We start from the raw sequence: 11,586 nt of genomic DNA on the forward strand, positions 1-11,586 counted from the left end.
AATCCTACCGATTCCCCTAAATAGCAGTGAAACTCATTCCCCCGTGTACGGCCTGATAAGTCATCTGGTATTCCAAGCCATAAGCTGGCCTGAGCGATGCCGATCATAGCACCGAGACCTCGCAACGAATGACGCCTGGTTCCAATAAACTGCTCAGCTAAATCTGCAAGTTAACTCGCACTTTTACCGATTACAGACATATTTAACTAACAAAAGCTGTACATATTCTTCTTATCTTTTAGGATCAGGGCAACAATTGCTATCAATACCCATAGTCATATAAGAGTAAAACTCATGGAACTTGAATACGAAAGTAAGCGCACCCTCTATATCCCCTACGCTGGTCCGATCCTGTTAGAATTCCCTCTCCTTAACAAAGGCAGCGCCTTTACTAATGATGAGCGCAACCACTTTAACTTACACGGATTGTTGCCTGAAGCGGTTGAAACTATTGAAGAACAAGCTGAGCGCGCTTACCGCCAGTATCAAGATTTTAAAAATGACGACGACAAGCATATCTATCTGCGCAACATTCAAGACACCAATGAGACTCTGTTTTACCGCCTGCTGGACGCCCATCTCAGCGAGATGATGCCAATTATCTACACGCCTACCGTTGGCGAGGCTTGTGAACACTTCTCTGATATCTATCGTCGTGCGCGTGGGTTATTTATCTCTTACCCAAACCGTGAACACATTGACGATATGTTACAAAACGCCACTAAACAGAACGTGAAAGTTATCGTGGTAACCGACGGTGAGCGAATTCTCGGCCTTGGCGATCAGGGTATTGGCGGCATGGGGATCCCCATTGGTAAATTGTCGCTGTATACCGCGTGCGGTGGTATCAGTCCAGCCTATACATTGCCGGTAGTGTTAGATGTCGGGACCAACAACCCGCAACGCCTGAATGACCCGCTGTATATGGGATGGCGTCATCCGCGTATTTCCGGTGATGAATATTATGCTTTTGTTGACGAATTCATTCAGGCGGTCAAACGCCGCTGGCCAAATGTGTTGTTGCAGTTTGAAGATTTTGCGCAGAACAATGCCACCCCGCTGCTGAACCGCTACCGTGACGAGCTATGTTGTTTCAATGATGATATTCAGGGCACCGCGGCGGTCACGCTGGGTAGCCTGATTGCTGCCAGCCATGCCGCAGGCAGCCAGTTACGCGACCAAACCGTCACCTTCCTCGGCGCCGGATCAGCAGGTTGCGGTATTGCTGAACAGATCATTGCACAGATGATTTCAGAAGGTTTGAGTGAAGATCAGGCACGGGCGAGAGTCTTTATGGTTGACCGTTTTGGTCTGTTGACTGACAAACTACCTAACTTATTGGATTTCCAAAGTAAACTGGTGCAAAAGAGTGATTCGCTACAAAGCTGGAATCTGGCCAGTGACTCAATTTCACTGCTGGATGTGGTGCGCAATGCTAAACCGACCGTGCTGATTGGTGTCTCAGGCCAGCCGGGGTTGTTTACTGAAGAGCTGATCCGCGAGATGCACCAGCACTGTCCACGGCCGATTGTAATGCCATTGTCTAACCCGACATCACGGGTTGAAGCGCGGCCAGAGGACATTATTAACTGGACCGATGGTGCCGCACTGGTTGCCACGGGCAGCCCATTCTCACCGGTTAGTTATAAGGAGAAGCTGTATCCGATTGCACAATGCAATAACTCTTATATCTTCCCAGGGATTGGTTTGGGTGTGCTGGCATCGGGCGCCCGGCGGGTGACCGACGGTATGTTGATGGCAGCCAGTCGTGCATTGGCTGACTGTTCACCACTAGCATCGAACGGTGAAGGGGCATTGCTGCCGCGTATCGACGATATTCAGGCTGTGTCAAAAAGCATTGCAATGCAGGTGGGCAAAGCGGCGCAGTTGCAAGGTGTCGCCATTGTTACCTCAGAAGAAGCGCTGGCAAAAGCCATTGAGCATAACTATTGGCAGCCGCAGTACCGCACTTATAAGCGCACATCGTTCTAGTTATTATTCGGCCTGTACTTCGGTATGGGCCGAATAACGAATTCCCCTGTAGCTTCAAGGTCGAAGATAATACCCAAAGGCATTGGAGTTACAGCTAGCCGACAAGCCAACAACGCTGTAGCTTCAAGGACGAAGGGTATAAGGCTTGCGCCGCATGCGCAGGTAAAGTAGCCTTGCAAATATGACCAGTAGATTGAATGCATCAAAGGCCTGAGAATGTGGAAACGCCTGATTATTAGCTTGATTACCATCGTAGGGTTGCTGATGGTGACTGCTATTGCGCTCGATCGCTGGATTAGCTGGAAAACAGCCCCCTTTATCTATGATGAGCTACAAGACTTGCCCCACCGGCAGGTCGGTGTGGTCTTGGGTACAGCTAAATATTATCGCACTGGTGGTATTAATCAGTTTTATCAATATCGGATCCAAGGGGCGATAAACGCCTATAACAGTGGCAAAGTCAGTTATTTACTGCTTAGCGGCGATAATGCGCTGCAAAGTTATAATGAGCCGATGACCATGCGCCGCGACCTGATCGCCGCCGGTGTCGCCCCCGCTGATATCGTGCTGGATTACGCGGGCTTCCGTACATTGGACTCCATCGTGCGCACCCGTAAGGTATTCGACACCAACGATTTTATTATCATTACCCAGCGCTTCCACTGCGAACGGGCACTGTTTATCGCCCTCCATATGGGGATTCAGGCGCAGTGTTTTGCCGTCCCGTCCCCCAAAGATATGCTCAATGTGCGAGTGCGTGAGATTTTTGCCCGTCTCGGCGCATTGTCGGATCTCTATATTCTGAAACGCGAACCACGTTTTCTTGGGCCATTAATCCCTATCCCTGCGATACATGTGATCCCCGATGACGCACAAGGTTATCCGGCCGTCTCACCGGAACAATTGGTTGAACTGGAACACCGGCTGGCAGAAGAAAAGCAGAAAAATCCTGCACCAGCACCATGATTTTGAATTAGCTTTTGCTATTGGATTGGGTTTATCAAAGGTCAAATGAGCTATGAGGCACTAACAACCGAAATCTAATCCGATCCTGTTTTTAATAATACACCCGTCCGGTTAACCCCTTTGCCCCAAGAATGCCCCTACATCACTCTCAACCTCCCCCATCTGCTGTAACAACTGCAAGGTTTCCAGTGCTTCCTCTTCATCCAGCCTGCTCATGGCAAACCCGACATGCACCAACACCCAATGGCCGATTAATGCCAGACTGGCCTGCGAGTCGGCAGCCACCAGCATAATATTCACCGAACGCCGCACACCGCACACATCCACCCAGGCAGTACCGGGCTGAGTTTCATCCAGTGCGACAATTTGACCGGGGATGCCTATACACATAGCCTAGCCTCTGCGTTATTCAATCGCCCAATTTCAGTTAAAAAAAGTAAACTCATTCCACCTCCAGTCGCTTAAGTATGACGCCATCATCAGATGCGCCGATGCGTAAATGGCTCCCGGCACACAATGGGCAACGTATCACTTTGCTACTCAGCAAATTAACCTGCTGCTGGCAATCAAAGCACCACACCTGTGACGGCTGCTGGCTAAGATGCAGCACACAACCTTCCGCCAGCGTGCCTCGGCATACCAACTCAAAACAGAACTCTAACGCCTGCGGTTCGACGCAGGAAAATGCGCCGGTTTCTAACCACACCCCCGTAATTCGCTGCGCGCCATGTAAGCGAGCCTGCTGTTCCATCATGGCAATAGCATGTTGGCACAAGGTTATTTCATGCATGACCGTGCTGCTCCTGTGGCGTATCCCTGACAATAGTGATGCAAAGAAGATGCCAGCCACGCGCTGATTTTCACTTGTTCGAAAAATCATCTAAACAACTAATAAATAACACTATTATTTAGATATGGCCGCGACCAGATGATTAAGGTGAGCAATCACTGTCGAAGTGTCATTGATGAGCGGCGGTTTCGTCACTAATGTCGACACTTAACCACCGTAATTACGCCATTTTCACTGCCGTTTAAATCTCCGCTATTTACTCCCCCCGCCCCAATGCACAGCAGGCGTGCCTTCACCGCTCTTTTACAGCAGCAGCAGGCGTGCTGGCACAGAATATGCTTTGCAGCTTAGAAATGATTGCTATCAGCCTGACTGTCACCAGATTTTTGTCCCGGAGGGTATGGCTATGAACCGCTTTGTCATTGCGGAGTCGAGGCTTTGTATTGGATGCAATACCTGCATGGCTGCTTGCAGCCAGGTGCATAAAGCCAAGGGTTTACAAGAGCACCCCAGATTGACCGTGATGCGAAATGCCACGGTCACAGCACCGATTCTCTGTCGCCACTGCGAGGATGCATGGTGCGCGCGAGTTTGTCCGGTCAATGCCATCACGTTGACCAATAACGCCGTTGAGTTGGATGAAACCACCTGCATCGGCTGCAAGCTCTGTGGTATCGCCTGCCCGTTTGGCGCAATTACGCCCGCTGGCAGTAAGCCATTAGCCGTGCCGGAGAGCTTTCCTGAATATATTCCGATGACCGAGCTGTCTGATGTGCCATTCAGCCCGGCCAACATGAACCCGTTCCTGGCATGGACGGCCGGTGTTCGTGCCATTGCTGTGAAATGTGACCTATGCAGCTTCCAACCACAGGGACCGGAATGTGTACGGGTCTGCCCCACTAACGCACTGATGTTGGTGGATGAACACAGCATCGAGCAAGCCAATCAGGCTAAACGGCTCGCTGCGGCCCGTGGGTTTGCCAACGACCTGCCCTTTATCACCGGGGACAGCTCGCCCACCCTCTCTCACGAGGAGCAGAAAAGATGATGAACTCTCTGGAGCTACTGTGGCTCTCCTTACTGCTCTATCTGGCCGGTGCACTACTTTCGCTACTCTTGGCTCGCCGGGAAACGCTGGCGATTTATGCCGCAGGGCTGGCCTCATTGCTGGGCGGGGTTGCGGGCCTGCTGGCTGCCGCGCCAACCTTACTGGGGGGCGGTATCATTACCTTTATCACCGCCGGACCCTTCCCCTTCGCGGCCTTCAGTCTGCGCCTTGATCCATTGGCGGCCTTTATGCTGATGGTCATCTCACTGCTAGTGGTCGTCACTTCGCTGTATTCACTGGCTTATGTGCAGGAATACAAAGGGCGTGGGGCATGGGGAATGGGGGTATTTATGAACCTGTTCATCGCCTCGATGGTGGCACTGGTGGTAGTGGATAACGCCTTCTACTTTATTATTTTCTTTGAAATGATGTCATTGGCTTCCTACTTCTTGGTAATTTCCGATCAAGACGACGATGCTATCAGCGCCGGCCTACTCTACTTTCTGATTGCCCACGCCGGTTCCGTGTTAATCATGATTGCCTTCTTCTTATTGTACCGCCAGAGCGGCAGCCTGGAATTTTCCGCCTTCCGGCAGGTGCATCCAGAGCCGGTGATGGCTTCCGTTATCTTCCTGCTGGCTTTCTTCGGTTTTGGTGCCAAAGCTGGGATGCTGCCATTACATGGCTGGCTCCCACGCGCCCATCCCGCAGCCCCATCTCATGCCTCGGCCTTGATGTCCGGCGTGATGGTAAAAATTGGTATCTTCGGCATCATCAAGGTTGGTATCGATTTACTCGGTGCCAGCCAAATATGGTGGGGAGTGGTGGTGCTGGCCTTTGGTGCAGTGTCGTCGGTACTGGGAGTGCTGTATGCATTAGCCGAACACGATATCAAACGGCTGCTGGCTTATCACACAGTTGAAAACATCGGCATTATTCTGATGGGCGTTGGGGTTGGCATGATAGGTATCGCGGGCCACCAGCCTATATTGGCCGCCCTTGGCCTACTGGGTGCACTCTACCATCTGCTTAACCATGCAGTATTCAAAGGGTTATTGTTCCTTGGCGCTGGCGCCGTTATCTACCGGGTGCACACCAAAGATATGGAAAAGATGGGTGGGCTGGCAAGGATGATGCCGTATACCGCACTGGCGTTTCTGGTGGGATGTATGGCAATTTCAGCGCTGCCGCCCTTCAATGGTTTTGTCAGTGAATGGTTCACCTATCAATCGTTATTTACTATGACCAAAGATGGTGGATTTATTATTCGTCTGGCCGGACCGATTGCCATCGTCATGCTGGCAATTACCGGCGCGCTGGCGGCCATGTGCTTCGTTAAAGTCTACGGCATTAGCTTCTGCGGCCTACCGCGCACGGAAAAAGCCGCACAGGCGCGGGAAGTGCCGTGGCCAATGACGGCAGCCATGCTGTTGCTGGCCCTGCTGTGCCTAGCATTGGGGATTGGTGCCACCGAGGTAGCACCGGTGATTGCCCGCATTGCCAGTAGCCTGATAGCGGCCCCTGCGGCACAGACTTTACAGGTTGCACAAGGGCCGCTGTTGTTCCCACAACACAGTTCTCAAGCGATGCTGTCTACCCTCTACATCTTCTTCGGCTTATTAATCCTGCCACTGGTGATTTTACTGATAGCCAGTCTCTACAAAGGCAGCCGTCTGGCATTTCGCCATGGCGGTGACCCATGGGCCTGTGGTTATGCCTACGAACAAGCAATGACCGTCTCCGCCGGTGGTTTTACTCAACCCTTGCGGATGATGTTTGCCCCACTCTATCGAATGCGTAAAACCCTCTCCCCCGCACCGATGATGCAACGTGCTCTTGAGCACTCGATCAGTGGTGCCGGGCGGGTAGAGCCGCTATGGGACGACAAAATTGTGGCCCCGCTTATTCGCCTGATCCAATGGCTCAGCCAGCGTATTCAATGGCTACAACAGGGTGATTTCCGCCTCTACTGTCTGTATGTGGTCGCCGCACTGGTTACCCTGCTGATAATCGCGGCTATTTAAGGAGACGAGCAATGCCAACTACTGATATGCCTGCGGTCTCTATGATTGCCTTCGCCATTGGGCAGGCGCTTTTCATGCTGGCGCTGGCACCATTGATGTCGGGTATTTCGCGCATGGTAAAAGCCCGCATGCACTCACGCCGCGGGCCGGGCGTGCTACAAGACTATCGTGATTTAGCCAAACTGTTAAAACGTCAGGATGTAGCACCGGCGAATGCAGGCATCATCTTCCGTCTGATGCCTTATGTGTTATTAGGCAGCATGTTGCTGATTGCGATGGCGCTGCCCATTTTCACGCTAGCATCGCCATTTGGCGTGGCAGGAGACCTGATAGCCCTGCTTTATCTGTTCGCGCTGTTCCGCTTCTTCTTCTCACTGGCCGGTCTGGATAGCGGCAGCATCTTTGCCGGTATCGGTGCCAGCCGTGAGTTAACCCTTGGTGTGCTGGTGGAACCGACACTGATTCTGTCGCTACTGGTAGTGGGGTTAATCGCCGGTTCGACCAATATCGGCACCATCAGTACTGCACTCTCGACCGGCCACTGGCAATCGCCGACCGCAACCGCGCTGGCGTTACTGGCCTGTGGTTTCGCCGTGTTTATCGAGATGGGCAAAATCCCGTTTGATGTCGCCGAAGCTGAGCAAGAGTTACAAGAAGGGCCGCTAACCGAATACTCAGGTGCCGCGCTGGGTCTGGTCAAATGGGGCATCAGCCTGAAACAAGTGGTGGTGGCACAACTGTTCCTCGCCGTGTTTATCCCGTTCGGCAAGCTGGCAGTACTCACTGGATTTGGCCTGTTGTGGGCGCTACTGGCCTGCATTATCAAGCTGGTGGTGGTGTTTGTACTGGCCTCCATCGTGGAAAACAGTATCGCCCGTGGGCGCTTCCTGTTGACCTCCCGTGTTACCTGGCTGGGGTTTGGTGTTGCTGCCTTGTCCCTGGTTTTCTATCTCACAGGTCTTTAAGGAGCTAATAAACCCATCATGGAGAACATGGCTCTTATGAATATCGCCCTAATGAACATCGCCCTTGCGACCATTCTGGTCCCATTTGCCGGTGCCATCCTCACGGCCTGCTTGCCACAGCAATGGGCAAAATGGTCCTGTACTTTCTTTTCACTACTGGCAACTCTCGGAACCCTGTTGCTGGCCTATATCTACTTAAGTGGCGGGAAGATTGATGTCACGGTTGATCTAATTCACTACGGCGATATGGCGCTGTTTGGCCTGACTATCGACCGCATCAGTACCTTGATTGCTTTCGCCGTCGTCTTTCTTGGGCTGCTGGTCAGTATCTATTCTACCGGTTATCTGACCCTGGGTAATCGCGAGCATCCGCACGAAGGCACTAACCGCTACTACGCCCTGTTGCTGGTATTTATCGGTGCAATGGCCGGGTTGGTATTGTCATCCACTCTGCTGGGTCAGTTGTTCTTCTTTGAAATCACCGGCGGTTGTTCGTGGGGATTAATTGGTTACTACCAGAGTCAGAAGTCACTGCGCTCGGCACTCAAAGCGCTGCTGGTAACCCATGTTGCGGCTATCGGCCTGTATCTGGCGGCCGCGGTGTTACTGGTTAATACCGGCACCTTTGCCCTAACGGCACTGGCGCAATTAGACAACAGCACCAAAATCATAGTGTTCGGCGGCATCCTGTTTGCCGCTTGGGGGAAATCCGCCCAGTTGCCACTGCATATCTGGTTACCGGATGCGATGGAAGCCCCGACGCCGGTCAGTTCATACCTGCACGCCGCCTCGATGGTCAAAGTGGGGGTTTATATCTTTGCCCGCGCTATTTATTCCGCTGGCGATGTACCCCAAATAATTGGCACCTTGGGCATGGTGATGGCAGTGATTACGCTGATCTATGGCTTCTTTATGTATCTGCCACAAAAAGATATGAAGCGGCTGCTGGCCTACTCCACCATTACCCAGTTGTCTTACATCTTCTTCGCTCTGTCGTTGGCTATCTATGGCTCAAAAATGGCCTTTGATGGCGGCATTGCCTACATCTTTAACCATGCGTTTGCCAAGAGTCTGTTCTTCTTAGTGGCAGGTGCGCTGAGCTATAGCTGCGGTACTCGTATGTTACCCAAACTCAAAGGCATCATGGGCAAAATGCCACTACTGGGCGTGGGGTTCTGTGTCGCTGCACTGGCAATCACTGGGGTGCCACCTTTTAATGGCTTCTTCAGCAAATTCCCTATTTTTGCCGCTGGCTTCTCGCTCTCTCACGAACATTGGCTACTGATACCTCTGCTGGTGCTGGCACTACTTGAATCGGTAGCGAGCTTTGGCTGGTTCCTCTACTGGTTCGGGCAAACCGTACCCGGTAAACCATCACCAGAGGTCGCCTGCGCCAAACCGCTGCCACTGGCGATGCAGGGGGTATTGGTGATTCTGGTGATTATGTCGGTGTGCTCAAGCTTTATTGCTGTCGCCTGGCTCGGATAAGGGAGTAGAAAATGACCGGAACACTTCTTGTCAATAATTTGGTCGTAAATAACCTCGCAGGGCTGCTGATCATTACCTCACTACTGGTAATCATCGCCAAGAAACCCGCCACTTCGGCGCTGCTTTATGCCTTGCAGTCACTGGTACTGGTGCTGATTTTTCTGGTACTGGCTGAAACCTTGGGTGCCCACGAGCTGTACCTGTGGTCGCTGAGTGCCTTTGTCACCAAAGTGGTGCTGGTGCCGTGGATTATGTATCGCGCTTTTCGCCAAATGGACGATCCCAAAGCCAATGGCGGCATCATTGGTACCGCCAGCCTGATTTTTATCGCCGCCATCATTATCTTGCTGAGCTACTTCGTGGTTGAACCGGTGCAACTGCCCATGGTCAGCGCACTGAAACCGGCGCTGGCCGTCTCATTGGGGCATTTCCTGATTGGCCTGCTGTGTATCGTCACCCAACGCAATATTCTGAAAAATATCTTTGGCTATTGCCTGATGGAGAACGGGGCTCATCTGATGCTGGCGCTGCTGGCCTTCCGCGCACCGGAATTGGTCGAGATTGGCGTTGCCACCGATGCCATCTTCGCGGTGATTGTGATGACGCTCATGGCGCGCAAGATTTACCGCACGCTGCACACGCTGGATGTTAAACAACTGACGGCGCTAAAGGGGTAATGAAATGAGTAATACTGACCTGCTGTTGCTGCTGCTGGCGATACCTCTAATAGCCTCATTGCTCGCGTTCGCTTGCCGGGCGTTAGGCAGTGCCGCACGGATGGCAACCACTTGGGTGCATTTTACCGGCATCACTGTGTTGCTAGTGGTGGCGCTGACGGTAGTGTGTCGGGTTGCGCTGGGCGGGGAGATTCTGGCGGCGCATAATTGGCTGCATATCGATAGTCTCAGCGCGCTGTTCCTCGCTATTCTGGGCATTATCGGCTTTATCACCGGTCTCTATTCCCTTGGCTATATGCGCCATGAAGTGAATAATGGCGAAATCACAGTTGGCACGCTGTGCAACTACTACGGTTTCTTCCATCTGTTCCTGTTCACCATGCTGTTGGTGGTCACCAGTAATAACCTGATCCTGATGTGGGTTGGTATTGAAGCCACTACCCTCAGCTCAGCCTTTTTGGTGGGATTATACGGGCAGCGCTCCTCACTGGAGGCGGCGTGGAAGTACATTATTATCTGTACCGTCGGTGTGGCATTCGGGTTGTACGGCACAGTGCTGGTATATGCCAATGCCGCGAATGTGCTGGCAGATCCGGGCAGTGCTATCTTCTGGACCGTGGTTTCTGAACACGCTAAAGAGTTGGACCCCAGCCTGATGCATCTGGCGTTTGTCTTTATCCTGATTGGCTTCGGTACCAAAACCGGGCTGTTCCCAATGCATTCGTGGCTACCGGATGCCCACAGTGAAGCTCCTAGCCCCACCAGCGCCCTGTTATCCGCCGTACTGCTTAACTGCGCCCTGCTGGTTATCATCCGTTACTACATCATTATCAGCGCCGCCATCGGGCCACATTTCCCACAAATGCTGCTGTTGGTGTTCGGCATGATGTCGGTTGCGGTATCCGCCTTCTTTATTCTGGCTCAGCGCGATATGAAGCGTTTACTGGCCTATTCCAGCGTCGAGAATATGGGGTTAATTGCGGTTGCGCTGGGCATTGGCGGCCCGCTAGGTGTGCTGGCAGCACTGTTCCACACCTTGAATCACAGCCTGGCTAAGACCTTGCTGTTCTGTGGTTCCGGCAATGTGTTATTGAAATACGGCACGCGGGATATGGGCGCGATTAAAGGCATTATCCGCGTCGCACCGCTGACTGCGGTGTTACTGGCTGGTGGCGCATTAGCGCTGGCCGGGATGCCGCCGTTTAACGTATTTATCAGTGAGTTTATGGTGGTGGCTGCCGCGATTGACGCCGGCCATATTTGGCTGGTTATCGCCCTGCTCTTGCTACTAACACTGGTACTGGCCGGATTGGTACGCATGATAGCCAACACCGTGTTGGGAACACCACCGGCAGCGGTCAGCAAAGGCGAACTGGGTATTCTGACCACCGCGCCGATGGCGATACTGTTGTTGTTGATGCTGTTGCTTGGCGTGCATATTCCGGCTCCAGTGACCCGTTTATTGACCGATGCGGCCCAGATTGTTCTCAATAACGATGGCAGTGAGCCAACCCAGCAACAATTTATGCTGCCGTGGCAGCACCTCTCTCCACCGCAACCCGTAACTCAGCCCATTCCATCCGTTGCACAGAGCCATAGTGCGGTGCAACTAACCCCGAATCGTCAGGAGATGTAA

General features: G+C 52.5%; 10 protein-coding genes. 8 read left to right on the forward strand and 2 right to left on the reverse strand.

The annotated features are described in order from the left end of the window. The first annotated feature begins 294 nt into the window (after window positions 1–294). Window positions 295–1,992 carry an NAD-dependent malic enzyme gene (locus V1953_RS13955; protein WP_083159362.1) on the forward strand — a complete coding sequence of 566 codons (1,698 nt, stop codon included), beginning with the start codon at window positions 295–297 and terminating at the stop codon, window positions 1,990–1,992. A gap of 216 nt (window positions 1,993–2,208) precedes the next feature. Next, on the forward strand, window positions 2,209–2,958 hold the full coding sequence (sanA, locus tag V1953_RS13960) for an outer membrane permeability protein SanA (protein ID WP_083159363.1): 750 nt from the start codon (window positions 2,209–2,211) through the stop codon (window positions 2,956–2,958). Window positions 2,959–3,069: 111 nt separating this feature from the next. Here the strand turns inward: sanA and V1953_RS13965 are convergent, their stop codons facing one another. After that, complete coding sequence (locus tag V1953_RS13965; protein ID WP_083159364.1) at window positions 3,070–3,348, reverse strand: HypC/HybG/HupF family hydrogenase formation chaperone; 279 nt, start codon at window positions 3,346–3,348, stop codon at window positions 3,070–3,072. A gap of 52 nt (window positions 3,349–3,400) precedes the next feature. Next, window positions 3,401–3,748 carry a hydrogenase maturation nickel metallochaperone HypA gene (gene hypA, locus V1953_RS13970; protein ID WP_083159365.1) on the reverse strand — a complete coding sequence of 116 codons (348 nt, stop codon included), beginning with the start codon at window positions 3,746–3,748 and terminating at the stop codon, window positions 3,401–3,403. Window positions 3,749–4,154: 406 nt separating this feature from the next. Here hypA and V1953_RS13975 point away from each other — a divergent pair, with 406 nt between their 5' ends. From V1953_RS13975 to V1953_RS14000, 6 genes are read left to right on the forward strand one after another with little or no spacing between them, the layout of a single operon-like run. After that, on the forward strand, window positions 4,155–4,796 hold the full coding sequence (locus V1953_RS13975) for a 4Fe-4S dicluster domain-containing protein (RefSeq protein ID WP_032906844.1): 642 nt from the start codon (window positions 4,155–4,157) through the stop codon (window positions 4,794–4,796). Continuing rightward, a complete protein-coding gene (gene hyfB, locus V1953_RS13980) occupies window positions 4,793–6,820 on the forward strand; it encodes a hydrogenase 4 subunit B (protein WP_442851057.1) in 2,028 nt (675 codons plus the stop codon). The genes V1953_RS13975 and hyfB overlap by 4 nt, the downstream gene beginning before the upstream one ends. 11 nt (window positions 6,821–6,831) lie before the next feature. Next, window positions 6,832–7,785: a respiratory chain complex I subunit 1 family protein gene (locus V1953_RS13985; RefSeq protein WP_083159367.1), complete on the forward strand. Its 954-nt coding sequence runs from the start codon at window positions 6,832–6,834 to the stop codon at window positions 7,783–7,785. Window positions 7,786–7,821: 36 nt separating this feature from the next. After that, window positions 7,822–9,273, forward strand: coding sequence for a hydrogenase 4 subunit D (locus V1953_RS13990; protein WP_442851328.1), 1,452 nt, complete (start codon window positions 7,822–7,824; stop codon window positions 9,271–9,273). An 11-nt stretch (window positions 9,274–9,284) separates the two neighbouring features. Then, entirely contained in the window at window positions 9,285–9,950 is a 666-nt protein-coding gene (gene hyfE, locus V1953_RS13995) for a hydrogenase 4 membrane subunit (protein ID WP_083159369.1), read from the forward strand. A gap of 4 nt (window positions 9,951–9,954) precedes the next feature. Next, window positions 9,955–11,586, forward strand: a complete 1,632-nt coding sequence (locus V1953_RS14000; RefSeq protein ID WP_083159370.1) for a hydrogenase 4 subunit F — start codon at window positions 9,955–9,957, stop codon at window positions 11,584–11,586.

It is taken from the genome of Yersinia sp. 2541 StPb PI (assembly GCF_052217145.1).
GTDB lineage: Bacteria > Pseudomonadota > Gammaproteobacteria > Enterobacterales > Enterobacteriaceae > Yersinia > Yersinia enterocolitica_E.

Excerpts from the sequence above, each read along its gene's own strand:
- V1953_RS13955 (WP_083159362.1), top strand. The coding sequence starts at position 295 with ATGGAACTTGAATACGAAAGTAAGCGCACCCTCTATATCCCCTACGCT.
- sanA (WP_083159363.1), top strand. The coding sequence starts at position 2,209 with ATGTGGAAACGCCTGATTATTAGCTTGATTACCATCGTAGGGTTGCTG.
- V1953_RS13965 (WP_083159364.1), bottom strand. The coding sequence starts at position 3,348 with ATGTGTATAGGCATCCCCGGTCAAATTGTCGCACTGGATGAAACTCAG.
- hypA (WP_083159365.1), bottom strand. The coding sequence starts at position 3,748 with ATGCATGAAATAACCTTGTGCCAACATGCTATTGCCATGATGGAACAG.
- V1953_RS13975 (WP_032906844.1), top strand. The coding sequence starts at position 4,155 with ATGAACCGCTTTGTCATTGCGGAGTCGAGGCTTTGTATTGGATGCAAT.
- hyfB (WP_442851057.1), top strand. The coding sequence starts at position 4,793 with ATGATGAACTCTCTGGAGCTACTGTGGCTCTCCTTACTGCTCTATCTG.
- V1953_RS13985 (WP_083159367.1), top strand. The coding sequence starts at position 6,832 with ATGCCAACTACTGATATGCCTGCGGTCTCTATGATTGCCTTCGCCATT.
- V1953_RS13990 (WP_442851328.1), top strand. The coding sequence starts at position 7,822 with ATGAATATCGCCCTAATGAACATCGCCCTTGCGACCATTCTGGTCCCA.
- hyfE (WP_083159369.1), top strand. The coding sequence starts at position 9,285 with ATGACCGGAACACTTCTTGTCAATAATTTGGTCGTAAATAACCTCGCA.
- V1953_RS14000 (WP_083159370.1), top strand. The coding sequence starts at position 9,955 with ATGAGTAATACTGACCTGCTGTTGCTGCTGCTGGCGATACCTCTAATA.